28 protein-coding genes and 1 tRNA gene are annotated in these 26,431 nt (G+C 68.2%); 17 read left to right on the top strand and 12 right to left on the bottom strand.

Translation table 11 applies throughout. The features are described from left to right. Positions 1-11: 11 nt before the first annotated feature. A complete protein-coding gene (locus H0B43_RS15235; protein ID WP_185727162.1) occupies positions 12-950 on the bottom strand; it encodes a formylglycine-generating enzyme family protein in 939 nt (312 codons plus the stop codon). A 133-nt stretch (positions 951-1,083) separates the two neighbouring features. Here H0B43_RS15235 and H0B43_RS15230 point away from each other — a divergent pair, with 133 nt between their 5' ends. The 5 genes from H0B43_RS15230 to H0B43_RS15210 all read left to right on the top strand — a co-directional run bounded on the left by H0B43_RS15230 (position 1,084) and on the right by H0B43_RS15210 (position 7,374). Continuing rightward, positions 1,084-2,859 carry a multicopper oxidase family protein gene (locus H0B43_RS15230; RefSeq protein ID WP_185727163.1) on the top strand — a complete coding sequence of 592 codons (1,776 nt, stop codon included), beginning with the start codon at positions 1,084-1,086 and terminating at the stop codon, positions 2,857-2,859. A gap of 91 nt (positions 2,860-2,950) precedes the next feature. After that, on the top strand, positions 2,951-3,544 hold the full coding sequence (locus H0B43_RS15225) for a TetR/AcrR family transcriptional regulator (protein WP_312033739.1): 594 nt from the start codon (positions 2,951-2,953) through the stop codon (positions 3,542-3,544). Then, positions 3,541-5,031 carry an NAD(P)/FAD-dependent oxidoreductase gene (locus H0B43_RS15220; RefSeq protein ID WP_185727165.1) on the top strand — a complete coding sequence of 497 codons (1,491 nt, stop codon included), beginning with the start codon at positions 3,541-3,543 and terminating at the stop codon, positions 5,029-5,031. Before H0B43_RS15225 ends, H0B43_RS15220 begins: the two co-directional genes overlap by 4 nt. After that, positions 5,028-6,740: an FAD-dependent oxidoreductase gene (locus H0B43_RS15215; protein ID WP_185727166.1), complete on the top strand. Its 1,713-nt coding sequence runs from the start codon at positions 5,028-5,030 to the stop codon at positions 6,738-6,740. Before H0B43_RS15220 ends, H0B43_RS15215 begins: the two co-directional genes overlap by 4 nt. Further along, complete coding sequence (locus H0B43_RS15210; protein ID WP_185727167.1) at positions 6,724-7,374, top strand: hypothetical protein; 651 nt, start codon at positions 6,724-6,726, stop codon at positions 7,372-7,374. The genes H0B43_RS15215 and H0B43_RS15210 overlap by 17 nt, the downstream gene beginning before the upstream one ends. 12 nt (positions 7,375-7,386) lie before the next feature. Here the strand turns inward: H0B43_RS15210 and H0B43_RS15205 are convergent, their stop codons facing one another. Both H0B43_RS15205 and H0B43_RS15200 read right to left on the bottom strand, forming a co-directional pair. Further along, positions 7,387-7,797, bottom strand: a complete 411-nt coding sequence (locus tag H0B43_RS15205) for an SRPBCC domain-containing protein (protein ID WP_185727168.1) — start codon at positions 7,795-7,797, stop codon at positions 7,387-7,389. Beyond that, positions 7,794-8,105, bottom strand: coding sequence for a helix-turn-helix transcriptional regulator (locus tag H0B43_RS15200; protein WP_185727169.1), 312 nt, complete (start codon positions 8,103-8,105; stop codon positions 7,794-7,796). The genes H0B43_RS15205 and H0B43_RS15200 overlap by 4 nt, the downstream gene beginning before the upstream one ends. Before the next feature lie 85 nt (positions 8,106-8,190). On the opposite strand from H0B43_RS15200, the gene H0B43_RS15195 reads away from it, so the two are divergent. The 3 genes from H0B43_RS15195 to H0B43_RS15185 all read left to right on the top strand — a co-directional run bounded on the left by H0B43_RS15195 (position 8,191) and on the right by H0B43_RS15185 (position 11,289). Beyond that, positions 8,191-8,703 carry a Fur family transcriptional regulator gene (locus H0B43_RS15195; RefSeq protein ID WP_185727170.1) on the top strand — a complete coding sequence of 171 codons (513 nt, stop codon included), beginning with the start codon at positions 8,191-8,193 and terminating at the stop codon, positions 8,701-8,703. A gap of 57 nt (positions 8,704-8,760) precedes the next feature. Beyond that, entirely contained in the window at positions 8,761-10,230 is a 1,470-nt protein-coding gene (locus H0B43_RS15190) for a catalase (protein ID WP_185727171.1), read from the top strand. A gap of 255 nt (positions 10,231-10,485) precedes the next feature. Continuing rightward, positions 10,486-11,289, top strand: a complete 804-nt coding sequence (locus H0B43_RS15185) for a metal-dependent hydrolase (protein ID WP_185727172.1) — start codon at positions 10,486-10,488, stop codon at positions 11,287-11,289. A 17-nt stretch (positions 11,290-11,306) separates the two neighbouring features. Here H0B43_RS15185 and H0B43_RS15180 read toward each other — a convergent pair whose 3' ends face one another. The 3 genes from H0B43_RS15180 to H0B43_RS15170 form a co-directional block, all read right to left on the bottom strand. After that, positions 11,307-12,314, bottom strand: coding sequence for an ABC transporter substrate-binding protein (locus tag H0B43_RS15180; protein WP_185727173.1), 1,008 nt, complete (start codon positions 12,312-12,314; stop codon positions 11,307-11,309). 125 nt (positions 12,315-12,439) lie between these two features. Then, positions 12,440-12,513 (bottom strand) — tRNA-Pro (locus tag H0B43_RS15175). 54 nt (positions 12,514-12,567) lie between these two features. Then, entirely contained in the window at positions 12,568-13,539 is a 972-nt protein-coding gene (locus H0B43_RS15170) for a metallophosphoesterase (RefSeq protein ID WP_185727174.1), read from the bottom strand. A 67-nt stretch (positions 13,540-13,606) separates the two neighbouring features. Here H0B43_RS15170 and H0B43_RS15165 point away from each other — a divergent pair, with 67 nt between their 5' ends. Continuing rightward, on the top strand, positions 13,607-14,074 hold the full coding sequence (locus H0B43_RS15165; protein WP_005248498.1) for a GatB/YqeY domain-containing protein: 468 nt from the start codon (positions 13,607-13,609) through the stop codon (positions 14,072-14,074). 52 nt (positions 14,075-14,126) lie between these two features. On the opposite strand, the gene H0B43_RS15160 is transcribed toward H0B43_RS15165, so the two are convergent. After that, a complete protein-coding gene (locus H0B43_RS15160; protein ID WP_185729951.1) occupies positions 14,127-16,472 on the bottom strand; it encodes a transglycosylase domain-containing protein in 2,346 nt (781 codons plus the stop codon). 257 nt (positions 16,473-16,729) lie between these two features. Here H0B43_RS15160 and H0B43_RS15155 point away from each other — a divergent pair, with 257 nt between their 5' ends. Next, a complete protein-coding gene (locus tag H0B43_RS15155) occupies positions 16,730-17,053 on the top strand; it encodes a WhiB family transcriptional regulator (RefSeq protein ID WP_005248496.1) in 324 nt (107 codons plus the stop codon). A 67-nt stretch (positions 17,054-17,120) separates the two neighbouring features. Here the strand turns inward: H0B43_RS15155 and H0B43_RS15150 are convergent, their stop codons facing one another. Next, the gene (locus H0B43_RS15150) at positions 17,121-18,260 is read right to left on the bottom strand and encodes an ArsA family ATPase (RefSeq protein ID WP_185727175.1); all 1,140 of its coding nucleotides are present in this window, start codon (positions 18,258-18,260) and stop codon (positions 17,121-17,123) included. Further along, a complete protein-coding gene (locus H0B43_RS15145) occupies positions 18,257-19,273 on the bottom strand; it encodes an ArsA-related P-loop ATPase (protein ID WP_185727176.1) in 1,017 nt (338 codons plus the stop codon). Before H0B43_RS15145 ends, H0B43_RS15150 begins: the two co-directional genes overlap by 4 nt. A 54-nt stretch (positions 19,274-19,327) precedes the next feature. Here H0B43_RS15145 and H0B43_RS15140 point away from each other — a divergent pair, with 54 nt between their 5' ends. From H0B43_RS15140 to H0B43_RS15130, 3 genes are read left to right on the top strand one after another with little or no spacing between them, the layout of a single operon-like run. Beyond that, on the top strand, positions 19,328-19,492 hold the full coding sequence (locus H0B43_RS15140; RefSeq protein WP_005248493.1) for a DUF4177 domain-containing protein: 165 nt from the start codon (positions 19,328-19,330) through the stop codon (positions 19,490-19,492). Between the two features lie 5 nt (positions 19,493-19,497). Beyond that, positions 19,498-19,974, top strand: coding sequence for a RidA family protein (locus H0B43_RS15135; RefSeq protein ID WP_185727177.1), 477 nt, complete (start codon positions 19,498-19,500; stop codon positions 19,972-19,974). A 4-nt stretch (positions 19,975-19,978) separates the two neighbouring features. Beyond that, positions 19,979-20,770, top strand: a complete 792-nt coding sequence (locus H0B43_RS15130) for an MBL fold metallo-hydrolase (RefSeq protein ID WP_185727178.1) — start codon at positions 19,979-19,981, stop codon at positions 20,768-20,770. Positions 20,771-20,835: 65 nt separating this feature from the next. Here H0B43_RS15130 and H0B43_RS15125 read toward each other — a convergent pair whose 3' ends face one another. Both H0B43_RS15125 and H0B43_RS15120 read right to left on the bottom strand, forming a co-directional pair. Further along, entirely contained in the window at positions 20,836-21,510 is a 675-nt protein-coding gene (locus H0B43_RS15125) for a Crp/Fnr family transcriptional regulator (RefSeq protein WP_005256089.1), read from the bottom strand. A gap of 219 nt (positions 21,511-21,729) precedes the next feature. Then, positions 21,730-22,002 (bottom strand): hypothetical protein, encoded by a 273-nt coding sequence (locus tag H0B43_RS15120; RefSeq protein WP_185727179.1) that lies wholly within the window; start codon positions 22,000-22,002, stop codon positions 21,730-21,732. A gap of 21 nt (positions 22,003-22,023) precedes the next feature. Between H0B43_RS15120 and nth the strand changes: the two genes are divergently transcribed. The 4 genes from nth to marP are packed head-to-tail and all read left to right on the top strand — an operon-like array spanning position 22,024 to position 25,489. Further along, on the top strand, positions 22,024-22,869 hold the full coding sequence (gene nth, locus H0B43_RS15115; protein WP_185727180.1) for an endonuclease III: 846 nt from the start codon (positions 22,024-22,026) through the stop codon (positions 22,867-22,869). Between the two features lie 12 nt (positions 22,870-22,881). Next, positions 22,882-23,544, top strand: a complete 663-nt coding sequence (locus tag H0B43_RS15110; RefSeq protein ID WP_185727181.1) for a TlpA disulfide reductase family protein — start codon at positions 22,882-22,884, stop codon at positions 23,542-23,544. After that, positions 23,541-24,302, top strand: coding sequence for a CoA pyrophosphatase (locus H0B43_RS15105; RefSeq protein ID WP_185727182.1), 762 nt, complete (start codon positions 23,541-23,543; stop codon positions 24,300-24,302). The genes H0B43_RS15110 and H0B43_RS15105 overlap by 4 nt, the downstream gene beginning before the upstream one ends. After that, positions 24,299-25,489, top strand: coding sequence for an acid resistance serine protease MarP (gene marP, locus H0B43_RS15100; protein ID WP_185727183.1), 1,191 nt, complete (start codon positions 24,299-24,301; stop codon positions 25,487-25,489). The genes H0B43_RS15105 and marP overlap by 4 nt, the downstream gene beginning before the upstream one ends. 3 nt (positions 25,490-25,492) lie before the next feature. Here the strand turns inward: marP and H0B43_RS15095 are convergent, their stop codons facing one another. Further along, positions 25,493-26,431, bottom strand: a complete 939-nt coding sequence (locus H0B43_RS15095) for an alpha/beta fold hydrolase (protein ID WP_185727184.1) — start codon at positions 26,429-26,431, stop codon at positions 25,493-25,495.

Raw genomic sequence — 26,431 nt, 5'->3', positions numbered from 1 at the left:
GAGAACGGCTGTCAGGGGCGGATGATGCACCGGAACCCGATGTGGCACGTCGACGTCTCCTCGGTGTCACCCTGCCGGGCCGAGGGCCGGTAGCGGAGGCAGTAGTTGGGTGCGCAGAGGTGCGAGCCGCCCTTGATCACCCGGCGCGCGTACGGTTCGTCCGGGTGCTCGACGCGTGCCGTGTCGATGCGCGGGTTTGTGGGAATGCAGCAGGAACTGGCAGGTGCGACATTCTTTCCGCTCGCGGAGTGATCCGCGGTGAAGTAGTCGGTGGTCCATTCCCACACGTTGCCGGCCATGTCGCTGAGTTCGTAACCGTTGGGCCGGAAACTGCCGACCGGCGACGTTCCCGCGAAGCCGTCCTCGAGGAGGTTCTCCCACGGGAACCGTCCCTGCCAGACGTTGCCGCCGGGCCGCCCGCCCGGTTCGTGCTCGTCGCCCCACACGAACGGTTTCCGGTCCAGTCCGCCTCGCGCGGCGAACTCCCATTCCGCCTCGGTGGGCAGGTCCTTGCCCGCCCACTCGGCGTACGCCTGCGCGTCGAACCACGACACGTGCGTGACGGGATGGCGTTCACGTCCGCCGACGTTGCTGCCCGGACCTTCCGGGTGCCGCCAGTCGGCGCCCGGCGTGAACGACCACCATCGGGTGACGTCGTCGAGGGGCACCGGTCCGGGCGGCGGGGTGAAGACCAGCGAACCGGGTACGAGCAGCGTGGGATCGGCGCCCGGGTACTGGGCGGGGTCGGGGGCGATCTCGGCGGTGGTGACGTGGCCGGTGGCTTTCACGAAGCGCCGGAATTCGGCGACGGTGACCTGGTGCGAGTCCATCCAGAATCCGTCGACCGTCACCTGGTGGGCTGGGCGTTCCTCGGGGTAGAAGTCCTCCGAACCCATCCAGGACGTGCCCCCGGGGATCCATGCCATGTTCTTCGGCACTGCACGAGTCATGAGGTCAGACTCGCACGACGGCGGTCGCCGTGCGGCGGGACGCCCCGTAAACCCGATGCGAGCGGCGACGGTTGGGGTACCGTCGGCTACTCGAGTCGCAACGTTGGCCGCATCGTGCAGGGGGCTCCGCCGAATGGATGGACGAATTCCGCGTAGGTCGTTCGTTCGTGGACTCGCGCTGACAGCCGGTCTCGGCGCCGTCGGGGTGGGGTCGGCGAGCGCCTACCCGTTCGGGATCGATCCGTTGCGGCCGCTCGTCTTCTCGTCGCCGCCGCTGCAGCCGTTCCGGGAACAGTTGCCGCCGCTGCCCATGCTGGGCGGGAGCGCCGTCGAGGTGCACGCGACCAGCACGACTCACGTGTTCCACCCCGACCTGCCTGCCTCCCCGGCCCTCGGATACGGCGGCATGGATTACCTGGGTCCGACGATCGAAGCCCACGTCGGACAGCGGACGTCGCTCACCTACCGCAACGACATCACGAGCAACCCCATGGCCGCCGACGTCGACGCGAGGATCCACGGCGTCACCGACCAGGACCGCACTCAGGTGCCGACGTCGCTGCACCTGCACGGCGGTCGCACGCCCCCCGAGTTCGACGGCCATCCCGAGGACATCATGCGGCCGGGGCAGCAGATGGTTCACGAATTCCCGAACCGGCAGGACGCCCGTGCGCTCTGGTACCACGACCACGCGATGGGCGTCACCCGGCTCAACATCTACGCCGGGCTGGCCGGCCTGTACCTCCTGCGCGACGAGTACGACACCGGTCGGGCCGGCAACCCGCTCGGCCTGCCCGCGGGTGAGTTCGAGCTCCCGCTGGTGCTGCAGGACAAGAACTTCACCGACGACGGAAAGCAGAGCGTCCGCTCCAATCCGCTGAATCCGCAGGGCAGCTGGGAGGCCGCCACTCCCGGCGACGTCGGCGTCGTGAACGGCAAGGTGTGGCCGGAAATGTCGGTGGCGCGGGGCCTGTACCGCCTGCGGATGGTCAACGCGGCGTCGTTCAGCGTGTGGAATCTGTTCTTCGAGAACCGGATGAGGTTCTGGGTGATCGGCGCCGAGGGCGGGCTGCTCGACGCGCCCGTCGCCACCGACCACGTCCGCCTCGGACCGGGGGAGCGGGTGGACCTCCTCGTCGACTTCGGTGCTCTCGCACCCGGTACGACGGTGGAACTGCGCAACGACGAGCCGATTCCGGCGCAGGTCGCGCAACGCGGTGTGCAGATCATGCCGCGGTTCTGCCGGTTCCGGGTGGGGACCGCCGCAGGGTTCACCGGCGGTGTGCCGGAGACCCTGCGGGGCGGAAGCCGCGGTCCCGCCGCGCTCTCGCCGCCCGCGCAACCGTCGGTCGTGCGCAACGTGTCGGTGATGCAGCTCGCGGACGGACCGGGCCAGCCGTCCCCGCTGATGTCGTTGAACAATCTTCGCTACACGACCGAGGACATCGAGATGCCCCGGCAGGGGACCGTCGAACAGTGGAACATCGTCAACGTCACGCCCGAACCGCACCCGATCCACCTGCATCTGGTGACGTTCCGGGTGATCGGACGGCAGGCGATCGACACGAACGCGCTGATGCAGGCGGTTCCGGTCCCCGCGATCGGGATGCGGTGGACGCCGTCGGCGGACCCGTTCGTCGTCGGGCCGAACCTGGCGCCGCAGGTATGGGAGTCGGGGTTCAAGGACACCGTGATCGCGGACGCGAATTCGATCACCCGGATCATCGTCCGGTTCCCGACCGCGGACGAGCTCGGGTTCGACCCCGACGCGACGTTCGGGATGTCGGGGGACATGGGCGGGCACGACCACGGGTCGGGTGCGCATCCCTTGCAGGGGTACGTGTGGCACTGCCACATGCTCGACCACGAGGACCACGACATGATGCTGCGGTACCGCCTGGTGCCCTGAGGCCCGTGAGTACTTGTTCAACCGCGGGACGTTGACAAGTGCTCACGGCAACTTAAAGTCAGTCTGGACTGTTTTCTTTTTTCCACCTACAGTGCTGGGTGTGACACCTGACACAGCAGTAGCCAAACCGACCCGCACGCAGGCCGAGCGAACTGCGGCGATGCGCACGAAGCTGCTCGACGCGGCCGTCGACTCCCTGGTGGAGTTCGGGTACGCCCGCACCACCACGCAGGGCATCGCCCGGCGGGCGGGAGTGTCGCGCGGCGCCCAGCTGCACCACTTCCCGACCAAGGAGTCGCTGGTCGTGGCCGCGGTCGAACATCTCGTGGACAAGCGGATGGAGGAGATCCTCGCCGCCGAGGTGGACGCCGGCCGCGGCGTCGAAGTGCTCGCCGACGCCTTCTCCGGTCCGCTGTTCTACGCCGCGCTCGAGTTGTGGGTGGCCGCCCGGACCGACCCGGTGCTGTACGAGGCGACGGTTCCGCTCGAGCGGAAGGTCAACGACGCGCTGCGCCACGGGTCGGCGGAGGTGTTCGGCGATCGCTTCGACGCCGACACCATCGAGCTCAGCATCGAATTGGTTCGCGGTCTCGCGGTGTCGGCGCTGTTCCGCACCGCCGAGGCCGAGCAGTCGCTCCGCGCGCGGCTACTGCCCGTGTGGGAATCGAAGATGGAGAAGTCGTGAATCTTCCACAGCATGTGCACACCCTGATCGTGGGGGCGGGTTTCGCCGGCATGGGGCTGGCCGCACGCATTCTGCAGATGCAGCCGGACGCCGACGTCCTGATCATCGAGCGCGGGCAGGATGTCGGCGGGACGTGGCGCGACAACACCTACCCGGGCTGTGCCTGCGACGTCCCGACGTCGTTGTACTCGTTCTCGTTCGCGCCCAGCGCCGACTGGAGTCACACGTTCGCCCGCCAGCCCGAGATTCACCGCTACCTGAAGAAGGTGGCCGTCGACACCGGCGTCGGATCTCGCGTGGTGACCGACTGCGAACTGCAGGAAGCTCACTGGGACGACGCCGAGGCCCTCTGGACCGTCCGGACCAGTCGTGGAACGGTGACCGCGAACGTCGTGGTTGCCGCGACCGGCGCGCTCTCGACGCCCAGCGTGCCGGACATGCCGGGGCTCGAGACCTTCGGCGGCACCACGTTCCACTCGGCGACGTGGAACCACGACCACGACCTCGCGGGGGAGCGGGTCGCCGTCATCGGCACCGGCGCGTCGGCCGTGCAGTTCGTCCCGGAGATCGCCCCCGTGGCCGGGCACGTGACCGTGTTCCAGCGCACCCCCGCCTGGGTGATCCCGCGCCTCGACCGCGAGCTGTCGGGGGCCGAGAAGAAACTGTACCGGCGACTTCCGCTGGTGCAGAAGGCCGTCCGAGCGTCCGTGTACAGCTTCCGGGAAGCTCTGGGTGGGGTGCTCGCACATGCCACTGGGTTGCTGCCCGTCTTCGAGATGGTGGCCCGGGTGCACCTCCGCAGACAGGTACGGGATCCCGAATTACGCCGCAAGCTCACGCCCAACTTCACGATCGGCTGCAAGCGGATGCTGTTGTCGAACGACTGGCTCCGGACCCTCGACCGCCCCGACGTCACGCTGGTCGACGCGGGACTCGCCGGAGTCACGCGGGACGGCGTCGTCGACGCGACCGGACGCGAGCACAAGGTCGACACCATCGTCTTCGCGACCGGCTTCACCCCGACGGAACCGCCTGTGGCGCACGCATTGCGTGGCGTCGACGGCCGCACTCTCGCCGAGCACTGGGGCGGCAGCCCGAGCGCGTACAAGGGGACCACTGTCGCCGGGTTCCCCAACCTGTTCCTGATGTACGGTCCCAACACCAATCTCGGTCACAGCTCCATCGTCTACATGCTCGAGTCGCAGTCCGAGTACGTGGCCGACGCGCTGAAGGTGATGCGTCGCAGCGGGATCGCCGCTTTCGAGGTCACCGAGGAGGCGCAGCGCCGGTACAACGCCCGCATCCAGTCCGACCTGCGGACCACCGTCTGGAACAAGGGCGGCTGCTCGAGCTGGTACTACGACTCCGAGGGCCGGAACTCGGTGCAGTGGCCGACCTTCACCTGGAGATTCCGCTCGCAACTGCAGCGTTTCGACCAGGAGAACTACGTGTCACGACGCGGGGCCGCGCGGGAGACCGTCGCATGACGCATTACGACGTGGTCGTGGTCGGCTCCGGGTTCGGCGGCAGCGTCGCGGCACTGAGGCTCACGGAGAAGGGGTACCGGGTCGGCGTCCTCGAGGCGGGCAGGCGCTTCGCGGACGACGAGCTGCCGGAGACGAGCTGGCGGTTGCGCCGTTACCTCTGGGCGCCCCGGCTGGGCTGCTATGGCGTGCAACGGATCCACCTCCTGCCCGATGTCCTGGTCATGGCCGGGGCCGGGGTCGGCGGCGGATCGTTGAACTACGCCAACACGCTGTACCAGCCGTCACCCCGCTTCTTCGAGGACAGGCAGTGGGCGCACATCACCGACTGGCAGTCCGAGCTGGCCCCGTATTACGAGCAGGCGAAGCGGATGCTGGGCGTGACGACCAACCCGTCGTTCACCCCCGCCGACGCCGTCATGCGCGAGGTGGCCGAGGAGATGGGCGCCGGCGCGACGTTCACGTCCACACCGGTCGGCGTGTTCTTCGGCGAGCCGGGAGCGACGGTCGCCGACCCGTTCTTCGGAGGAGCGGGGCCCGACCGCACGGGATGCACCGAGTGCGGGGGCTGCATGACCGGCTGCCGTGTCGGCGCGAAGAACACGCTCGTGAAGAACTACCTCCACCTCGCCGAGAAGGCCGGTGCACGGGTTCATCCGCTGACGACCGTGACGGAACTGCGGCCCCGGCCGGGCGGTGGTTACACACTGCGGACCCGCCGCACCGACGGGATTCGCAAGCGGGAGTACACGTTCACCGCCGACCAGGTGGTGGTCGCGGCCGGCACGTACGGCACCGCGCGGCTGTTGCTGGCGATGAAGGAATCCGGCGCGCTGCCGCGATTGTCGCCGCGGTTGGGGTCGGTGGTGCGCACCAATTCGGAGGCGGTCCTCGCCGCCACGGCGAAGAACCGCGCCACCGACTTCACCCAGGGCGTGGCCATCACGTCCTCGTTCCACCCCGACGACCACACCCACATCGAACCCGTGCGGTACGGCAAGGGCAGCAACGCGATCGGGCTGCTGCAGACCGTCCTCAGCGACGGCGGCGGCAGAACACCGCGGTTGCTGAAGACGGTCGGCGTCGCGTTGCGTCGACCCGGGGCGTTCCTGCGCAGCCTGTCGGTGCGGCACTGGTCGGAGCGCACCGTGATCGCGCTCGTGATGCAGACCGACGACAATTCGCTCGAACTCGCGAAGGGGAAGGGCCGCCTCGGTCGCGCGGTCACCAGCCGGCCCGGGCCCGGTGATCCGCCGCCCGAATGGATTCCGCAGGGCCACACGGCCATCCGCAAGGTGGCCGACCGGATCGGGGGAGACCCCGGTGGTTCGGTCGCCGACGTCGTGAACATTCCGATGACCGCGCACTTCCTCGGGGGCTGCGCCATCGGGGACTCACCGGACACGGGTGTCGTCGACCCCTACCTGCGGGCGTACGGACACGACGGCCTCCACGTGGCCGACGGGTCGGTGGTGAGCGCGAACCTGGGGGTCAATCCGTCGCTCACCATCACCGCCCAGGCCGAGCGTGCATTCGCGCTGTGGCCCAACAAGGAAGAGCCCGACCCCCGGCCCGCGCCGGGCAAGCCGTACGTACGTATCGAACCCACTTCGCCCCGGAATCCGGTGGTCCCCGCCGACGCCCCGGGCGCACTGCGGCTCCCCCTGACGGTGGTCACGCGAAAGGAGACAGTCGATGTGGAGCGTGCCTGAATCACACACCGATCGCGCGGACTGGCCCGCGAGCTCACCGCCCCCGTGGCCGGCGGGGGTGCGCGCGACGCTCTGGTGGCACCGCAGCACCGACACCGCTCGGGTACTCGGGCCCGACGGCGCGACCGTGCCACTGACCCTGGTGATGGTGGTCGACTACCTGGACTCACCCGTCGGGCCCTACCGCGAGATCCTGGGCAGCCCGGTGCTGCGGGCGCCGGGTCGTCGCACCGGCTACCTGCCGCGAATGGCGGTGCCGTTCATCGCGGTCGACTCGGAACCGTCCGTGCACGGCGGACGCGTCCACTGGGGACTGCCGAAGGTCCAGGCCGAGTTCGGCGGCGACGTGCACGGCGCCTTCTCGGCGACGGGCGAGTCGTGGCGCGTCACGACGAGCACTCGGCCCCGCGGGCCGCGGCTACCGATCGCCGGGGCACTCGGATTCGCGCAACCGGCCGAGGACGGGCAGGGGCTGGTGACGGCGTCGGCGCGGCTGCGCGGGCATTTCCGGTACGCCCGCGTCGACGTGCGAGCCGAAGGTCCGACCCTGGCCGCGTGGCTGAGGCCCGGCGTCCACCACGGCATCGTGATCACGGACGGCCGGATGACCACCGGTCCCGCGCGTAGGCGCTGACAGCTCGGCGCGCTACTCGATCTCCGCGGCGACGCCGGCGAGGCGCGGCAGCACCGTGTCGCGCCAGCCCGGACCCATCCGCTCGAACGCGTCGCGACTGCGCTTGTCGTCGAGGTCGAAGCCGGAATGTTCGAGGAACAGGCGGGTGCCGGTGCCCTCGGGTGTCACTGTCCAGGTCAGCGTCCAGTTCTCGGTGAATGTGTAGACGAAGCGCCGTTCGGGTTCGACCTCGACCACCTCGCAGGGCACGGAACCCCAGCCGGGCATGTCCAGGTGGAACCGATGCCCGACCGCCGCGGCGATGTCGCCCGCGGCCCACCATCGCGCCAGCAGTTCCGGCTCGGTCAGAGCCCGCCACACCGCGGCGGGCGGCGCGGCGATGAACTGGTCGACGGAGATCACGGTGGTGGTGCGGTCGGTCACGAGTCCTCCTCGAGGATGTCGGCGAGTGTGCGCAAGCGGCCGCGCCAGAACCGCTCGAACGGGTGCAGCCAGTCGCCCACGTCGGCGAGTGGCTGTGCGGTCAGGTGGTAGTGCCGTTGCCGTCCCGAGGGTTCGTCGCGGACCAGCCCCGCCTTGCGCAGCACCTGGAGGTGCTCGGCGACGGCGGGACGGCTGAGGTCGAAACGACCGGCGAGGTCGCCTGCCGTCCGGGGTCCGTCGGCCAGGATTTCCAGCAGACGACGGCGCACGGGGTTCGCGAGGGCGAGGAAGACGTCGTCGTCGGGCACGACACGACAATATGTCGGAAGTTTCCGACACGTCAAGGTGAATCCTTTTCTTGACTAATTCCAAATAACGGAGATACTGGAACACATGCGACACGACACGGATCCCCGAGCGCAACTGCGCGCCGCGGGCCTGCGTGTCACTGCCCCGCGAGTTGCAGTGCTGAATGCGGTTGCCGTACAGCCACATTCCGACGTCGACGACATCGCGGCCGTAGTTCGCGGCGAGCTGGGTTCGGTCTCCACCCAGGCGGTGTACGACGTCCTCAAGGCGTGCACCGCCGCCGGCCTGCTCCGCCGAATCGAGCCCGCGGGTTCGCCCGCACGGTTCGAGACCCGTACCGGAGACAACCACCACCACCTCGTGTGCCGCAGCTGCGGGACCGTCGTGGACGTGGATTGCGCAGTCGGCGAGGCACCGTGCCTCGACCCCTCGCAGTCCCACGGTTTCGAGATCGACGAGGCCGAGGTCGTCTTCTGGGGGCTCTGTTCGCAGTGTCAGACCGGCGCGCAGAGCTCGCAGCGTCAGACCGGCGCGCAGAGCTCGCAGCGTCAGACCGGCGCGCAGAGCGGAACCGGGTCGGCAGCAGCCCTGTCCTGACCCGTCCCTCCGTCCCCACCGCTACACCCTCATCCGATGCAACCTGGAGGCTTTGCCATGCCTGAAACACAGCGCGCGACCACCACCAACGCCGGAATTCCCGTCGCCAGCGACAACGAATCGCTCACCGCCGGGCCTCAGGGTCCCATCCTCCTGCACGACCACTACCTCGTCGAGAAGCTCGCGCAGTTCAACCGCGAGCGCGTCCCGGAGCGCGTCGTTCACGCCAAGGGCGGCGGCGCATTCGGCGAACTGGTGGTGACCCACGACGTGAGCCGGTTCACGAAGGCCAAGCTGTTCCAGCCCGGTGCGAAGACCGAATCGCTGGTGCGCTTCTCCACCGTCGCCGGCGAGCAGGGCAGCCCCGACACCTGGCGCGACCCGCGCGGATTCGCCGTGAAGTTCTACACCGAGGACGGCAACTACGACCTCGTCGGCAACAACACCCCGGTCTTCTTCATCAAGGATCCGATCAAGTTCCCCGACTTCATCCACTCTCAGAAGCGTCTGCCGGCATCCGGTCTGCGCGACCACAACATGCAGTGGGACTTCTGGACGCTGCGGCCCGAGTCCGCGCATCAGGTGACCTGGCTGATGGGCGACCGCGGAATCCCGAAGACCTGGCGGCACATGGACGGATTCGGCTCGCACACGTACCAGTGGGTCAACGCCGAGGGTGAACGTTTCTGGGTGAAGTACCACTTCAAGACCGACCAGGGCATCGAGTTCCTCACGCAGGACGAGGCCGACACCCTCGCCGGCAACGACCCCGACCATCACCGCGCCGACCTGTACGACACGATCGCCCGCGGCGAGTTCCCCAGCTGGACGCTGAAGGTCCAGGTCATGCCCGTCGACGAGGCAGAGGGGTACCGGTTCAACCCGTTCGACCTGACGAAGGTGTGGTCGCAGAAGGACTACCCGCTGATCGAGGTCGGCAAGTGGACCCTCAACCGCAACCCCGACAACTTCTTCGCCCAGATCGAGCAGGCGTCGTTCGAGCCGTCGAATGTCGTTCCGGGAATCGGCTTCTCACCCGACAAGATGTTGCTGGGCCGCGTCTTCTCGTACGCGGACGCACACCGGTACCGCATCGGCGCCAACTACACGCAACTGCCGGTCAACGCGCCGAAGAACCAGGTGAACTCGTACTCACAGGACGGCGCGATGCGGTACGCCACCAACTCGCCCGAGACCCCGGTGTACGCGCCGAACTCCTACGGCGGCCCGCACGCCGACGCGTCACTCGCGGGCGACGAGGGTCTCTGGGCGTTCGACGGTGAGTCGGTACGCGCCGGCTACGTCGAGCACGCCGAGGACGGCGACTTCACGCAGGCGGGCACGCTCGTCCGCGAGGTCCTGGACGACGACGAACGCGACCGCCTCGTGAGCAACATCGTCGGTCACGCACTCGGCGGTGTCAGCGAGCCGGTCCTGCTACGCGTCTTCGAATACTGGAAGAACGTCGACCCCGACCTCGGCAAGCGAGTGGAAATCGGTGTCCGGGAAGGGCAGAGCCGGGGCTGACACGGTGGTGGGGCAGGCGTCAGAGCAGGCCCCACCAATAGATCAGACAGGCGAGAACGAACACGACCACAGTTTCCATTTTCGACCCTCCCTTCGCCCGACTGCACGCAGTCGGACAGTTCCATCATCCACCATGCGCTTCGCACCTCACAGGGGTGTGACGGATGTGTCGGATGTTGTTGCTAGGTTAGGCGGTGTCAGGACACCGGCTCGGATGACCGTGTCCCGAGTCGGGGTCGAAAGGTGCTGTCTTCCATGGTGATGGGTCCTACCCACGCAATGTCCGGTGCGGCTGTCGGTCTGGCGGTGGCAGATCTTCTGCCGCTCGACTGGGGTGGGCCCACCTCGACGGCCGAGACGTTCACGTTCGCTGCGGTGTGTGCCGGCGCGGCGCTGCTCCCGGATCTCGACACGAGCCAGTCCACCGTCTCGCGGTCGTTCGGTCCGGTCAGCAGCGTCGTCGCGAAGGGTGTCGACGCGGTGTCGCTGGGTTTCTACACCGTCACCAAGGGCAGGCGCGACGGTAAGCGGCGCGGCGGGCACCGCACGCTCACCCACACCGCGTTGTTCGCGGCGGGTATCGGGGCGGGCGTCTCCGCGCTGGTCGTCCAGTTCGGCAAACCGGCCATCATCGGAACGTTGTTCGTCTGCCTCGGGCTCGCGCTTCGCGGGCTGGCCGGAGAGCTGGCCAAAGAAAAAGGCTGGCTGGCAGTTTCGGTGGTCGCTGCCGTGCTGTCCGCCCTCACCTGGCAGTCGTATCCGACCGAGGCAGGCTCCACCGGACTCGGTGTCGCGGTGGCGCTCGGCTGCGTCACGCACTGTCTCGGGGACGCCATCACCAAGGAAGGCGTCCCCTTCCTCGCCCCGTTCCTCACGCTCGGCAAGGAACGGTGGTGGGAGTTCCGGCTTCCGTCGTTCCTGTCCATCCGGGCGGGCGGGCCCTTCGAGAAGATCGTGCTCGGGCCCGCCCTCACCGTGGCCGTCGGGCTCATGGTCATCTGGGCCATCGACGGTGCGCCGCAGGCAATCTACGACGCGTTCATGCCCGCCCCCCAGTAAGTCAGCGACTCGGTGCTTCAGGCTGCGAGCATGCTCTCGAGGTCGTCCAGGACGAGCATCGCGCCGGTGGGGCCGAGGGCGAGGAACCAGGTCTCGTCGCTGACGTGCACGGATTTGCCGTCCTTCACTGCCTGCATCTGATTCCACAGCGGGCCGCCGACCACGGTCGACTCGTCGGTGGTGTCGGGCGCGCCGTAGCTGGAGTAGAAGATCCGGTCGGCGTCGGCCTCCCCGATCGTCTCCTGGCTCACCTCGACGGCGAGTTCGTCGACGTTCTGCACCGTCGGACGCGGCAGCCCGACGTCGTTCAGGATGACGCCGATGAACGACAGGTTGCCGTACAGGCGGATCTTGCCGGACATGAACCGCACCAGCGAGATCGTCGGTGCACCCGTGATCGACTCCCGGACCTCGTCGGCCCGGGACTGGTAGGCGTTGAGCACGTCCTGCGCCTTGGTCTCCTCACCGAGCGCATCCGCGACGAGCAGGAAGTTCTCCTTCCACGGGAAGCCGGGACGGATGCCGAACACGGTCGGAGCGATGGACGACAGCTGCGGGTACAGCTTGTCGGCGCGCAGTTTGCTGCCCAGGATCAGGTCGGGATGCAGCGCGGAGATCGCCTCGAGGTTCAGGTTGTTGGTGGTCCCGACGTCCGGCACTCCGGCCAGCTTGTCGGCGAGGTAGGAGGGCTGCCCTGCGGCGCTCTCCGGGCTGGCCAGTCCGACGGGCGTGATCCCCAGGGAGAGCACGTCGTCGAGTTCGCCGCCGTCGAGCACGATCACGCGTTCGGGCTTCTTCTCGATGACGGTCTCGCCCAGCGCGTGGGTGATGGTCCGGGGGAAGGTGCCGGGTTCGGCGTCGGTGCCGAGTTTGGCGGTCTCGGCGTCCGCCGTGGCGAACAGCCGACCGCCGGTGGCGACGTCGGTGTTGCCGGCGGACGAACCGGTGTCGGTGGTGCCGCAGGCGGCGAGAAGGGCAGTGGCCAGGGCAACCAGCCAGGCGCGTACGTAGAGTCTCGAAGACATGAGGTGAGGCTAGCCTGAGCTGTTGGACGGGTGGGTGCGGGGTCCGTGCAACGGGACGGCCCCCACCATGCAGAAGAGGCCCCGACCGGCGAACCGGTCGGGGCCTCTTCTGGTGTCTCACACTGTCGGGGTGGCGGGATTTGAACCCACGACCTCTTCGTCCCGAACGAAGCGCGCTACCAAGCTGCGCCACACCCCGTGTTGAACCTCGGCTAGCTTACATTACGTAGCCAGTCACCATTAAATCCCCTGGTCAGTTGCGCATTACGGTGCTCTCCGACGACTCCGTGCGACCGCGGGTGGCGTCAGTGTCCGAGCCGCCACGCTGGGCCGGAACGAGCGTCAGGAGCGTCGCCTCGGGGCGGCAGCAGAACCTGGCAGGCGCCCACGGGGACGTCCCGATCCCGGCGGACACGTGCAGTTGGGTGTGAGCACCCCACTTCGACGGGCCCTTCACCCGCGAGCGGTCGATGTCGCAGTTGGTGACGAGCGCGCCGTAGAACGGCAGGCACAACTGACCGCCGTGAGTGTGACCCGCCAGCACGAGGTCGTATCCGTCGTCCGCGAACCGGTCGAGCACCCGCGGTTCGGGGGAGTGGGTGATGCCCAGGCGGAGGTCGGCCAGCGGGTTGGGCGGACCGGCGATCGTGTCGTACCGGTCGCGCTTGAGGTGTGGGTCGTCCACGCCAGCCGACGCGATCCGCACCCCCGACACCTCGAGATCGCGGCGGACGTGCGTGACGTCGAACCAGCCGCGCTCGGTGAACGCGGCACGCAGGTCGCCCCACGGCAGCGGCTCGCCGAGGACACGCTTGTGTTCCTTCCGGAAATACTTGAGCGGGTTCTTCGGCTTCGGCGCGAAGTAGTCGTTGCTGCCGAAGACGAACAGTCCGGGCCGCGCGAGCAGATTGCCCATCGCCTGGACCACCGCGGGCACCGCCCGCTGGTGCGACAGGTTGTCGCCGGTGTTCACGACGAGGTCGGGGTCGAGGTTGTCCAGTTCGCGCAGCCAGTTCTGCTTCAGCCGCTGTCCGGGCATCATGTGCAGGTCGCTGATGTGCAGCACCCGCAGCGTCGACGACCCGGGTTCGAGCACCGGCATCGTGACTTCACGCAGCGCGAACGCGTTGCGTTCGATGAGCGAGGCGTAGCCGATGCCGAGGGCGGCGGCACCCGCCGTACCCAGGGCGGCGCGGGTCAGGTTGGCACGGAACTCGTCAGACACCCTTCCAGGATACTGGTGGGCGCAATCGAGGTGCAGTGTCCGAATCGGGGCGCGTAGCGTTTCGCCCATGCCAGATTCACTGAAAGCAAGACTGCGCTCCGACATGACGGCCGCCATGAAGGCCAAGGATTCGCTGCGCACCGCCACCATCCGCATGTTGATGGCCGCCGTGCAGACCGAAGAGGTTTCCGGCAAGGAAGCTCGCGAACTCACCGACGACGAGGTGCTCAAGGTCCTCGCGAAGGAGTCGAAGAAGCGCGGCGAGTCCGCCGAGATCTACACCGAGAACGGTCGGGGCGAGCTGGCCGCGCAGGAGCGCGCCGAGGCCCAGATCATCGACGAATACCTCCCGACCCCGCTGACCGACGCGGAACTCGTCGACGTCGTGGACACCGCCATCGCGCAGGTGGCCGAGGAGATCGGTGAGCGTCCCGGTATGCGTCAGATGGGTCAGGTCATGAAGGCCGCCGGCGCACTCGCGGGCGGCAAGGCCGACGGTTCGCGGCTGTCGCACGCGGTGAAGTCCCGCCTCTGACCCGCAGTGAGTGGGAAAGTGTGCCCCCGCACGCTTTCCCACTCACGTGGGGTTATCGAGGTATGGGCGGCAGCTGGATCGGCGGCAGACCGGGCAGCTGGATGGGCGGAACGGGGATGCCCTGAGCCGGCGCCTGCGGGGGAGCGGCCTTCACCGATCCGTCGCTGACGTAGATCGTGATGGTCGACCCCGGAATGGCGGAACCGGACGGCGACGCGCCCGTGACCGTGCCCTTGGTCGCCTGCGATTCGGTGGTGACGGCGTTCACGGTGAACCCTGCTCCCTGCAGACGGGACGTCGCGGCCGACTGGCTCAGCCCGGTGACGTCCGGAACCTGGCCGTTCTGCGAACCGCGCACATACTTCTGATCGAGCGGCGGCAGCGTCGTCGGTCCGAAGTTGTTGGCGACCGGATTCAACGCGGCGAACCACGTCTGGGCGGGCTCGTTACCGCCGTAGAGATTTCCGTCACCGCAGGGCCGCAGGGGGCCCGAGCAGATCTCACCGGGCGTCGGGGAGTCGCCGAACACGTAGACGGCGGCGGCGAAGTTGTTGGTGAACCCGAGGAAGCCCGAGGACATGTGGGCCTCGGTGGTACCCGTCTTGCCGGACATCGGGAGCGTCCAGCCTGCGCTGCCCGCCGCGCCGGCGGACGTGCCGCCGGGCTTGTCGTCCTTGCTCATGGCGTTGGCGAGGGTGTCCGCGAGGCCGGGCTCGACCACCTGCTCGCAGGCCTGCTGCGTGACCGAGACGGGTTTGCCTTCCCGGTCGAAGACCGAGTCGATCGGGGTGGGCGGACACCACTTGCCGTGCGATGCCAGCGTCGCGGCGACATTCGACAGTTCCAGGGGGTTGACCCAGGTGGGCCCGAGGGTGAACGAACCGAGGTTCTGATCCTTCTGGAAGTCGGCCATGCTGCGGTCGTCGAATCCGGACGTGCCGGGTTCCGCGTACGAGCGCAGACCCAGCCGCACGGCCATGTCGACGGTCGGAGTGACGCCGGTGGCCTGGATGAGCTTGACGAACGCGGTGTTCGGCGACTGTGCGAGCGCGTCCGTCACCGAGAGCGAAGCCGGGTACTTGCCCGCGTTCTCGACGCAGTACGTGGACGCCGGGCAGCCCCGCGCGCCACCGCTACCCATGCCTTTGGCCTCGAACCGCCCGGGGACGTCCAGGATGGCGTTGGTGCCGAGACCCTTCTCCATGGCCGCGGCTGTGGTGAAGATCTTGAAGATCGACCCGGCGCCGTGCCCGGCCAGTGAGTACGGCTGAGCCTGGACGGTCTCGTTGGCGTTCGCGTCGAGGCCGTAGGTGCGACTGCTGCCCATCGCGAGAATGCGGTGCGAATCCTGACCGGGCTGGACCACGTTCATGACATTCGCGATGCCGTCGAGGTTCGGGTCCGCCTTCGCGCTGAGCGCCGCCTTGGTGGACGCCTGGACCGCGGGGTCGAGTGTCGTCTTGATCAGGTAGCCGCCCTTGTCGATCTGCTCGCGGCTGATGCCGGCGTTGGCCAGGTACTGCAGGGCGTAGTCGCAGAAGAACCCGCGATCGCCGGCGGCGATGCACCCGCGGGGCAGCCGGTTGGGCTCCGGCAGCACGCCGAGGGGTGTCTCCTTGAGCTGCCGCAGCTCGGCGGCCCGCTCCGGGATGCTCGAAATCATCGTGTCGAGAACCACGTTGCGGCGCTCGAGGACGCCCTCCGGATTGGTGTACGGGTTCAGCGCCGAGCTCGACTGCACCATCCCGGCGAGCATCGCGGACTGCTGGGTGTTCAGCGCGGACGCGTCGATGCCGAAGTAGGTCTGAGCGGCGTCCTGGATGCCGAACGAGGCGTTGCCGAACGGAACCAGGTTCAGATAGCGGGTGAGGATCTCGTCCTTGGTGAGTTCCTTGTCGAGCGTCAGCGCCATCCGGATCTCGCGGATCTTGCGGGCGGGCGTCGTCTCGATCGCCGCGCGGCGTTCGGCGTCGGTCTTGGCGACGACGAGCAGCTGGTAGTTCTTCACATACTGCTGGTCGAGCGTGGATGCACCCTGCTGGACCTCACCGCTCGTGGTGTTGGTCAGGAAGGCGCGCATGGTGCCCTGCCAGTCGACGCCCTTGTGCTCGGGGAACCGGCGGTCCTCGACTGAGACGATGGCGAGCTTCATCTCGTTCGAGATCTTGTCGCTCGGGACTTCGAACCGCCGCTGGTCGTACAGCCACGCGATGGGATTGCCCGCCGAGTCGACCATCGTCGAGACCGCGGGAACCGTTCCTTCGACGAGTTCGGCGGACACGTTGTCGACGGTGTCAGCCGCCCGGTTGGAGGCGTAACCGAACCCGCCGGCGAGCGGAAACATCACGCCGGCGAGGAGAACACCAGCCAGGGCGGAGGATCCTGCGAGCTTCCCCACTGTTTTTGCAATCGACACGATCTACAGACTACGTGGGGTCTGCGGGTGCGCTGGTTGGGCGCAGAATTCGGCCAGGAAAATGCCCTGAGCACGGGGTATGGACGGGCGTACCAAAAAAGCGTGTTCTTCGTCTTGCGCGTTGCGGTTTCTTTACCTAAATTGTTGGAACAGTGTGATGGAGATAACACTCCATCGCTTATGTGGTGCAGCCTCGGCGTGATAAGCGCTGGCTGCGCAGACTCGAAAAGGGGAAACGAATGCATATGACCACCCCAACCAGCCGTCTGGACGTCGAGCAAGCAGAAGCGCGAATCGCCTGGGTCACTCAGGCCCGTTGCCGGGAAGTCGATCCCGATCAACTCTTTGTACGCGGCGCAGCACAGCGCAAGGCCGCAACCATTTGCCGGCATTGCCCGGTACTGATGCAGTGCGGAGCCGATGCACTCGACAATCGGGTCGAGTTCGGTGTGTGGGGTGGCATGACGGAACGTCAGCGCAGGGCGTTGCTCAAGCAGCACCCAGAGGTGGAATCATGGTCCGATTTCTTCGAGGCTCAGCGGCAGCACCAGTCCGCCGTCTGACATTCGGACACTGACTCACAGGCAGGTAAGCACCAGACGGGTGACCGGTTCTCCGGCAGCGAGCGGATCAGCTCGTGCGGGTGAGCTGGTCGCCCACCGCTCTCAAGGCCTCGAGGTCCGACACCTCGAACGGCAGCGAGGGCACGCCGACGATCGGCACCCGAGGGTGGGCGGCCGTGAACCGGCTCAGCAGTTGGACCTCACGCTTGGCGATCACCGCCCGATGGGCGTGGATCCGCAGCACGGCGGCGGTGAGGGGGTCTCGGTCCCCGAGTTTGTCAGCGGCAGTGACCGCGTGATCGGCAGACAGGGAACTGAGAGTGGGGTGCGTCCGATTCAGGACGAGGCCCGCGAGCGGCATCTCGTCGCCCGCGAGCCGGTCGACGAAAAACGCCGCCTCCCGCAGGGCATCCGGTTCGGCCGCTGCGATCACCAGGAACTTGGTTCCCGACTGTCGGAGCAACTCGTAAGTGCGCGTGGCTCTTTCGCGGAATCCGCCGAACATCGAGTCCAGTGACTGCACGAAACTCGAGGCGTCCGACAGCATCTGACTTCCCACGATCGTGGAGACGCCGCGCAGCGCGAGCCCCATCGCGCCGGTGACGAGCCGGGTGAGGCCGCGGCCGGGTGCGGTGAGCAACCTGATCATGCGACCGTCGAGGAAGGCGCCCAGGCGCTGGGGTGCGTCGAGAAAGTCCAGGGCGTTACGGGACGGCGGCGTGTCGACGATCACCAGATCCCATTCGTCGCTGGAGGCGAGCTGCCCCAGCTTCTCCATCGCCATGTACTCCTGCGTTCCCGAGAACGAGGTGGCGACGGTCTGATAGAAGGGATTCGCGAGAATCTGCTCCGCCTTCTCCGGGGTGGAGTGCTCGATCACCATCTCGTCGAACGTGCGGCGCATGTTCAGCATCATGGCGTGCAGTTCGCCCGTGGCGCCCGGTCCCAGCTGCACCGGTTGCGGCGAGTTGTCGAGTTCCGCGACGCCGAGGGCCTGCGCGAGTCGGCGCGCCGGGTCGATGGTCAGCACGACCACCTTCCGCCCCTGTTCCGCCGCGCGCAGCGCCAGCGACGCGGCAGTGGTGGTCTTGCCGACGCCACCGGCACCGCAGCACACGACGATCCGCGTGGCCCGGTTCTCCAGAATTCCCGCCACATCCAGTGCGGCGGCGGTGCGGCGGCGCTCGTGTTCAGCAGTCTGCGTCATCGGACACCCTGTTCCGTCAGATACTCCGCGAGCTCGTACAGCCCGCCCAGGTCCACGCCATCGGCGAGCGACGGCAGATGCAGTCGCGCCCCGTCCACTTCGGCGAGCTGTCCCGCACTCTCCTCCTGCGCCTCGAGGACCGACGCGTGCTCGATCGTCTCGGTGAGCAGCCCCGCGAAATCGTCCTCGTCGAGGGTGATCCCGCTCGTGCGCAGCCCGGCGCGGATGGCGTCGGCGTCGATCCGGCCCTTCGCGGCGTCGGCCAACGTCTCGGCGGGCAGGAACTGCGGGCTGGTGCGGTTGACGACGATGGTGCCGAGCCTCAGGTCGGCGTGCGCCAGTTCCACTGCGGCGTCGGTGGTCTCCTGCACCGGCAGCGCCTCGAGCAGGGTCACGAGGTGGACGACGGTCTCGTCGGAATGCAGCAGACGCACCACGCCTTCACTCTGCGAGCGCACCGGACCACCCTTCGCGAGGTCGGCCATCGCCTTCGTCACGTCGAGGAAGTTGCCGATCCGCCCGGTAGGCGGCGCATCGACGACGACGGCGTCGTACACCCGCTTGCCGGACTTGTCACTGCGCACCACGCATTCCTTGATCTTGCCGGTCAGCAGCACGTCCCGGAGGCCGGGCGCGATGGTGGTGGCGAACTCGATGGCACCGAACTTGCGCATCGCGCGGCCGGCGAAACCGAGGTTGTAGAACATCTCGAGGTATTCGAGGAAGGCGGTCTCGATGTCGATGGCCAGCGCCATCACCTCACCACCCCCCTCGGCGGCCGCGACCTTCGTCTCCTGCGGTGGGAGCGGGGGCACGTCGAAGAGCTGGGCGATTCCCTGCCTGCCCTCGACCTCCACCAGCAGCACGCGACGCCCGCCTTCGGCCAGGGCGAGCGCCAACGCGGCGGCCACCGTGGACTTTCCGGTGCCGCCCTTTCCGGAGACGAAGTGCAGCCGGGCCCGTGCAGCCTTCTCGGGCCACGCGGGGGTGAGCTGGTCTGGGGATGCAACCACGGGTCGAGCCTATAAGTCTGGGAGGCGGGATGTGCGGGGGATAGGCTCACCGGCATGAGTGAATTGACTTCCTGGGAGTACGCCACCGTTCCGCTGCTCACACATGCGACCAAGCAGATCCTCGATCAGTGGGGCACCGACGGCTGGGAACTGGTGACGGTTCTCCCCGGACCCACCGGTGAGCAGCATGTCGCGTACCTGAAGCGTCCGAAGGGCTGAAGGCCGTGGCAGAGACACAGAACTGGTCCGCTCGCCTGGCCGAGCTCGGCATCACGCTGCCGTCCGTCGTCCCGCCGGTGGCCGCGTACGTGCCCGCCGTGCGCACCGGCAACTACGTGTACACGTCCGGGCAGTTGCCGATCGTCGAGGGCACCCTGACGATCGCCGGCAAACTCGGCGCAGACGTGTCGGACGAGGACGCGAAGGCGGCGGCCCGGGCGTGCGCACTCAACGCGCTGGCAGCGGTCGACGCCCTCGTGGGCATCGACTCGGTGGTGCGGATCGTCAAGGTCGTCGGATTCGTCGCCTCCGCCGAGGGATTCACCGGGCAGCCCGGCGTCGTGAACGGTGCATCCGAATTTCTCGGTGAGGTGTTCGGGGACGCCGGCGCCCACGCGCGCTCGGCCGTCGGGGTCGCGGAGTTGCCCCTCGGCGCCCCCGTCGAGGTGGAGCTGATCGCCGAAGTGCGGCCGGAGTCGTAACGCCATGACGCTTGCCCATCCGGCGTACGCCCAGGTGCGGGCGGTCACCCCGACCGTCTCGGTGATGCTCGAGAACAATCCCGGCATGATGACACTCGACGGAACCAATACGTGGATTCTGCGTGCGCCGGGCCGGGACGAGTGTGTGGTGGTCGACCCGGGTGACGCCGACGAGGAGCACCTCTCCCGCGTCGCGGCACTCGGTCCGGTCGCGTTGACGCTGATCACGCACCGTCACTTCGATCACACCGGCGGAGTGCAGAGGTTCTTCGAACTCACCGGCGCGCCCGTGCGTTCGGTGGATCCCGAGTTCCTCCGCGGCGGGGGCGCCGTCCTCGTCGACGGCGAGACCATCGACGTCGCTGGACTCACCCTCACGGTGATCGCCACACCCGGGCACACGAAGGACTCGGTGTCCTTCGCCGTGGAGGGCGAGGGCACCGTCCTCACCGGCGACACGATCCTCGGCCGCGGCACCACGGTGCTCGACGACACGGACGGCGACCTCGGCGACTACCTGTCGTCGCTGCGCCGCCTGCTGGACCTCGGCTCCGGCCGCCAGGTCATGCCCGGTCACGGACCCGAGCTTCCCGACCTGAACGCGATCGCGCAGCAGTATCTCGATCATCGGGAGGAGCGGCTCGACCAGGTGCGGGCCGCGCTCGACGCGCTCGGCGGCACCCCGACCGTCCGGGAGGTGGTCGAGCACGTCTACTCGGACGTCGACCCGAAGTTGTGGCCGGTCGCCGAGAAATCCGTCACCGTGCAACTCGCCTACCTGCGCAGTCGCGCCTAGCCACCGAACGACGTCGGCCACCCCCTCCCTGCGGAGGGGGTGGCCGAATTCGTCAGGTGCGAGAACTACCGCGCGCGGCGTGCCAGGCGCTCGGAGTCGGAGATCAGCACGCTCTTGCCTTCGAGGCGCAGCCATCCTCGGTGAGCGAAATCGGCGAGCGCCTTGTTGACGGTCTCGCGGGACGCACCGACGAGCTGGGCGATCTCTTCCTGCGTGAGGTCGTGCGTGACCCGCAGCGAACCCGCCTCCTGCGTGCCGAACCGCTGCGCGAGCTGCAGCAGCGCCTTGGCGACACGGCCGGGAACGTCCGTGAAGATCAGGTCGGCCAGGTTGTTGTTGGTGCGACGCAGACGGCGCGCGAGCACCCGCAGGAGCTGTTCGGCGATCTCGGGGCGGTGGTCGATCCACGCCTTGAGCGCTTCGCGGTCCATGCTGACCGCGCGGACCTCGGTGACCGTCGTGGCGGTGGACGTACGCGGTCCGGGGTCGAAGATGGACAGCTCGCCGAACATGTCGGACGGGCCCATGATCGTCAGCAGGTTCTCCCGGCCGTCCGGCGAGCGGCGACCGATCTTCACCTTGCCGGACACGATGATGTACAGGCGGTCACCGGGCTCACCTTCGTTGAAGATGACATGTCCGCGGGGGAAGTCGACAGGCTGCAGCTGCTTGGTCAGCGCCGCTACCGCTGAGGGCTCGACTCCTTGGAAGATGCCGGCTCTTGCCAGGACGTCGTCCACGTGCGCTCCTTGGGAATATTGTTCGTCTGTATGCATATTGTGCGCGATTTGCTGCATGTCGACGATGCCCCGGTTATCCGCGGCGTGTCGCTGTGCAACAGGTACGGCTCTGAAGTCTACGTTGAGACGGCTCGGTCTGAGTGACCGATACCACGGAAGTCGCAAAAGTTAACCGGGGAATGCGTCCTGCGGTGTGTCGTTGCGGGTACTTCGCGGGGGTCAGCTGGCGCGCCGCGAGCCCACTTCGGTGATCGCGGCGTCGTCGGTTTCGAAGTCTGCACGACCCTTGCGACGACGATGGAAGCGTGCCAATGCGTGGGGGAATCCTTCGTGGGCCAGGGTGGCCACTTCGTCGTGACTTGCCTGGTCGAGGAACTCCTCCACCTCTTGCTGACGAACCGTGAGCCGGCGGAGTCTGAACTCCACCCGCTCCATGGCCAGCGCAAACAGCATCAGCAGCACTGGGAAGAGGACCACAGCGAGACCTTGCATACCGGGAAGTAAACACTGCAAATGTCTCAGAAGCGACACAGCGGCGATTCGGATCGGTCGGGTATCCGTAGAGTTGATCGCGTGCATGCGACCCCCAGCGACGGCTCCGAAGTGCGTGGACGCACCCGTTCGCGGGCGGCGAAGCAGGAAGAAACCCGGCTCGGTCTCGTCCGGCGTGCCCGCAGAATGAACCGTCGGCTCGCGGAGGCCTTCCCTCATGTCTACTGCGAACTCGACTTCACCACACCCCTCGACCTCGCCGTCGCGACGATCCTCTCCGCGCAGTGCACGGACGTGCGGGTGAACATGGTGACGCCGGCGCTGTTCGCCCGCTACCCCGATGCCAAGGCGTACGCGGAGGCCGAACGGACCGAACTCGAGGAGTACATCCGGTCCACCGGCTTCTACCGCAACAAGACGAACTCGCTGATCGGGCTCGGGCAGGCACTGCTGGAGCGCTTCGACGGCGAGGTCCCGGGCAATCTGAAGGACCTCGTGACGCTGCCGGGGATCGGCCGGAAGACGGCCAACGTGATCCTCGGAAACGCGTTCGACGTGCCCGGCATCACGGTCGACACCCACTTCGGGAGGCTCGTCCGGCGCTGGAAGTGGACGGAGGAGGAAGACCCGGTCAAGGTGGAGCACGCGATCGGCGCCCTCATCGAGCGCAAGGAGTGGACGCTCCTGTCGCACCGGGTGATCTTCCACGGCAGACGCGTCTGCCACGCCCGCAAGCCTGCATGTGGGGTGTGTGTGCTCGCGAAGGATTGTCCGTCGTACGGGTTGGGCCCCGTCGACCCCGACGTCGCGGCAGAACTGGTTCGAGGACCGGAGACGGAGCATCTGCTGCGTCTGGCCGGCAGGTGAGGGTAGAGACGAGTGTCTAGTGCAGCGCGGTGGAGTCTGGCCGCTCTCGTTGTCGTGGTGGCGCTGGTGGTCGCAATCTGGCCCCGAGGTGACGATGCCGGGGCGCCGTCGTACGAGGACCGGTTCGGTTCGGGGAGCAGTACCCCCACATCGGTGAACACCGACCCGGACGCGCTCGCGGCGCTGCGGGCGCAAGCGGATCTGGCACCGTGTCCCGCTCCGGCGTCCACCGGGGAGCCGTCGGCCGGCGCGGTCCTCTCCGGCATCGCGCTCGAATGCGTCGGCGACGGCACCCCGGTCGATCTGGCGGCCGCGCTCGGAGGCCGGCCGGCGCTGCTGAATCTCTGGGCGTACTGGTGCGGCCCCTGCGCCGAGGAGCTGCCCTATATGCAGCAGTTTTCCGATCGTGCCGGGGACGCGGTTACCGTGCTTACGGTGCACACCGATCCCAACGAGTCCAGCGCGCTCTCCAGACTGATCGACTACTCCGTCACCCTGCCCGGTGTGCAGGACGGCGACGGACGAGTCCGCGGGGTGGTCGGAGCCCCGCCGGTGCTGCCCGTCTCGGTGCTGATCCGGCCCGACGGCACGGTGGCGAAGGTCCTGCCGCAGCCGTTCCACAGCGTCGACGACATCGCGGCTGCCGTCGAACAGAACTTGGGGGTCGCGGCATGACGTTCTCGATGGACGGCGTCGTCGTCCCGTCCTGGCTGCGCCGGGTCGTGCAGCGGACTCCGGCCGACCCGCACCGGATCAACCCTGTCCTCGACCGGCGCGCGCCCACGGGCACGGCCACCCGTGAGGCGGCTGTGCTGGTGCTGTTCGGCGGGCCCGCGGAGGCCGACCCCCTGATGTCGGGCGGCCTGCCCGCCGGCGCCGACGTCCTGCTGACCCAGCGGGCGTCCACGATGCGTCAGCACAGTGGCCAGGTGGCGTTCCCCGGTGGTGCCAGCGACCCCGGCGACGAGGGCCCGATCGCCACGGCGCTGCGAGAGGCCCAGGAGGAAACCGGTCTCGACCCGTCCGGGGTCCGTCCCCTCGCCGTGCTCGAGGAGATCTTCATCCCCCCGTCCGGATTCGACGTCACCCCGGTCCTCGCGTACTGGGAGAAGCCGAGCGAGGTCGGCGTGGTCGACCCGGCGGAGGCGGAGCGCGTCGCCCGGGTTCCCGTGCACACCCTGATCGATCCCCGGAACCGATTCCAGGTGCGGCATCCCGCCGGATACCAGGGTCCGGCGTTCGCCGCCGACGGCATGCTCGTGTGGGGGTTCACGGCCGGAATCCTGGCCGCCCTGTTCGCGATCTCCGGTTGGGAACAGGAGTGGGACCGCCGCGACATCCGCGACCTCGACACCGTCCTCGCGGAACTCGACAACGATCTCGACGACGACCACCTGACGCACGGTCCCGGCCGACCGGCGGTCGAGCGATGACCGGGTCGCGCTGGATCGACCTGGCGATCGTGCTGATCGCGTTCGTCGCCGCGACCTCCGGTTGGCGTCAGGGTGCCGTGGCATCGGTGCTCGCGTTCATCGGGGTTGTGCTCGGCGCGGTGGCGGGCATCCTGATCGCCCCGCACGTGCTCGTGCACGTGGACGAGGGCCGCGGTCGCGTACTGGTAGGCATCGCCCTGATCGTCGTCCTGGTGATCATCGGCGAGGTGGCGGGCATGGTGCTGGGCCGCGCCGCCCGCGGAAGCATGCACAGCCCGGTCGCCCGTTCAGTCGACAGCGTGATCGGGGCCTGTGTGCAGGCCGTCGCGGTGTTCATCGCGGCCTGGCTGCTGGCGATCCCGCTGACGTCGTCGTCCCAACCCCAGCTGGCTGCCGCGGTGCGTGGGTCGAGCGTTCTCGAGACGGTCGACAACATCGCACCCGCCTGGATGCGGCAACTGCCCACCGAGTTCACGGCCCTGCTCGACACGTCGGGGCTTCCCGACGTCATCGGGCCGTTCGGGCGCACTCCCATCACGACCGTCGACCCGCCGGACGCCAGCGTGCTGCAGAGCCCCGTGGCGTCCTCGCTGCAGTCGAGCGTGCTGCGGATCCGGGGTGTGGCCCCGAGTTGCCAGCGGGCTCTGGAGGGCTCCGGGTTCGTCGTCGCGCCCGACCGGGTGATGACCAACGCGCACGTGGTCGCGGGAACGGCGGGAATCGTCGTCGACACCGCGAACGGGCCGATGGACGCCGAGGTCGTGTTGTTCGATCCGTCCGCCGACGTCGCGATTCTCGAGGTGCCCGGATTGGATGCCCCGGTGCTGAACTTCGCGCCCGAACCGGCGCGGACCGGCGACAACGCGCTGGTGCTCGGATACCCGGGCGGCGGACCGTACACGGCCAGCGCCGCGCGGATCCGGGAGATCCTGGACCTGAGCGGTCCTGACATCTACCGGGCCGGCACCGTCCAGCGTGAGGTGTACACGGTGCGCGGTTCGATCCGGCAGGGCAACTCCGGCGGACCACTCGTGGACAGTGACGGGCAGGTGCTCGGGGTGGTGTTCGGCGCGGCCGTCGACAACAGCGACACCGGGTTCGTGCTCACCGCCGCCGAGGTCTCGCGTCAGCTGCAGGCGGCGTCCAGGGCGTCCGCCGCCGTCGACACGGGGGCGTGCATTCTCTGAGCGTCAGGCCGTGCGCGGCGCGACGAGGTCGAGCAGTGCGGCGTTCACGCGTTCCGGGGCCTCCCAGTGCGCGTAGTGGCCGACACCGGTGACGGTGTGCATCTGCTGGGTGGGCGCGAAGCGGTGGCTGCGGCGCACCGTCTCCGCGAGCACGTACGGGTCGAGGTCGCCGTGGATGTGCAGGACTGGGATCCGCAGCGTCTGATCCATCGACGCCATGAACCGGCTGCCGTCCGGCCGGAACTGGCTGCGGAACGCCCACCGCTGATACTCCAGGGTGCAGTGCGCCGTGCCGGGAATCTGGATCGCGGACCGCATCCGCGACATCACCACGTCGAACTCGGGGTTCGCCGTCCACGACGGGCCCGAGCGCGCGCGGATCAACCGCTCGACCTCCGACCCGTCGTCCCGGGTGAGGCGCCGCTCCGGTCGCCACGGCACCTGGCAGGACACGAAGGAGGGCAGCAGGGCCTTGCGCTGGTACCGGTCGTGGAGGACGGCCTGCTTGAGCGCGAGAGGATGCGGCGAGCTCACCAGGGCGATCGACCGGACGAGCCGGGAGTGGAGCACGGCGGTGGCCCAGCAGACGAGGCCGCCGTCGGCGTGCCCGACGAGGGTCGCGTCGCCGTAGCCCATCGCCCGGATCAGGCCCGCGATGTCACCGGCCAGTGTCCACCCGTCGTAGCCGCGCGGCGGTTTGTCGGAATCGCCATAGCCGCGGAGGTCGACGGCGACGGCCCTGTACCCCTTGTCCGACAGCGCGGTCAGCTGGTGGCGCCATGACCACCAGAAATCCGCGAAACCGTGCAGCAGGACGACGAGCGGCGCATCCGGTGCGGATGCGCCGACCTCGACGGTGTGGAATCGGATTCCGTTGGCATGGATGTCGCGATGAATCCAGGGGCCGTCGAAACGGACGGTAGACGGATCTGGTGGTGCCAC

It is taken from the genome of Rhodococcus sp. 4CII (assembly GCF_014256275.1).
Classification (GTDB): Bacteria; Actinomycetota; Actinomycetes; order Mycobacteriales; family Mycobacteriaceae; genus Rhodococcus_F; species Rhodococcus_F wratislaviensis_A.
This window is presented reverse-complemented; position numbering and strand designations above follow the sequence as displayed.

What these genes read in the sequence shown, in the direction of transcription:
- H0B43_RS15235 (WP_185727162.1), bottom strand. Translation starts at nt 950, where the DNA reads ATGACTCGTGCAGTGCCGAAGAACATGGCATGGATCCCCGGGGGCACG.
- H0B43_RS15230 (WP_185727163.1), top strand. Translation starts at nt 1,084, where the DNA reads ATGGATGGACGAATTCCGCGTAGGTCGTTCGTTCGTGGACTCGCGCTG.
- H0B43_RS15215 (WP_185727166.1), top strand. Translation starts at nt 5,028, where the DNA reads ATGACGCATTACGACGTGGTCGTGGTCGGCTCCGGGTTCGGCGGCAGC.
- H0B43_RS15210 (WP_185727167.1), top strand. Translation starts at nt 6,724, where the DNA reads ATGTGGAGCGTGCCTGAATCACACACCGATCGCGCGGACTGGCCCGCG.
- H0B43_RS15195 (WP_185727170.1), top strand. Translation starts at nt 8,191, where the DNA reads ATGCGACACGACACGGATCCCCGAGCGCAACTGCGCGCCGCGGGCCTG.
- H0B43_RS15190 (WP_185727171.1), top strand. Translation starts at nt 8,761, where the DNA reads ATGCCTGAAACACAGCGCGCGACCACCACCAACGCCGGAATTCCCGTC.
- H0B43_RS15185 (WP_185727172.1), top strand. Translation starts at nt 10,486, where the DNA reads ATGGTGATGGGTCCTACCCACGCAATGTCCGGTGCGGCTGTCGGTCTG.
- H0B43_RS15180 (WP_185727173.1), bottom strand. Translation starts at nt 12,314, where the DNA reads ATGTCTTCGAGACTCTACGTACGCGCCTGGCTGGTTGCCCTGGCCACT.
- H0B43_RS15165 (WP_005248498.1), top strand. Translation starts at nt 13,607, where the DNA reads ATGCCAGATTCACTGAAAGCAAGACTGCGCTCCGACATGACGGCCGCC.
- H0B43_RS15155 (WP_005248496.1), top strand. Translation starts at nt 16,730, where the DNA reads ATGCATATGACCACCCCAACCAGCCGTCTGGACGTCGAGCAAGCAGAA.
- H0B43_RS15150 (WP_185727175.1), bottom strand. Translation starts at nt 18,260, where the DNA reads ATGACGCAGACTGCTGAACACGAGCGCCGCCGCACCGCCGCCGCACTG.
- H0B43_RS15140 (WP_005248493.1), top strand. Translation starts at nt 19,328, where the DNA reads ATGAGTGAATTGACTTCCTGGGAGTACGCCACCGTTCCGCTGCTCACA.
- H0B43_RS15130 (WP_185727178.1), top strand. Translation starts at nt 19,979, where the DNA reads ATGACGCTTGCCCATCCGGCGTACGCCCAGGTGCGGGCGGTCACCCCG.
- H0B43_RS15120 (WP_185727179.1), bottom strand. Translation starts at nt 22,002, where the DNA reads ATGCAAGGTCTCGCTGTGGTCCTCTTCCCAGTGCTGCTGATGCTGTTT.
- nth (WP_185727180.1), top strand. Translation starts at nt 22,024, where the DNA reads ATGTCTCAGAAGCGACACAGCGGCGATTCGGATCGGTCGGGTATCCGT.
- H0B43_RS15105 (WP_185727182.1), top strand. Translation starts at nt 23,541, where the DNA reads ATGACGTTCTCGATGGACGGCGTCGTCGTCCCGTCCTGGCTGCGCCGG.
- marP (WP_185727183.1), top strand. Translation starts at nt 24,299, where the DNA reads ATGACCGGGTCGCGCTGGATCGACCTGGCGATCGTGCTGATCGCGTTC.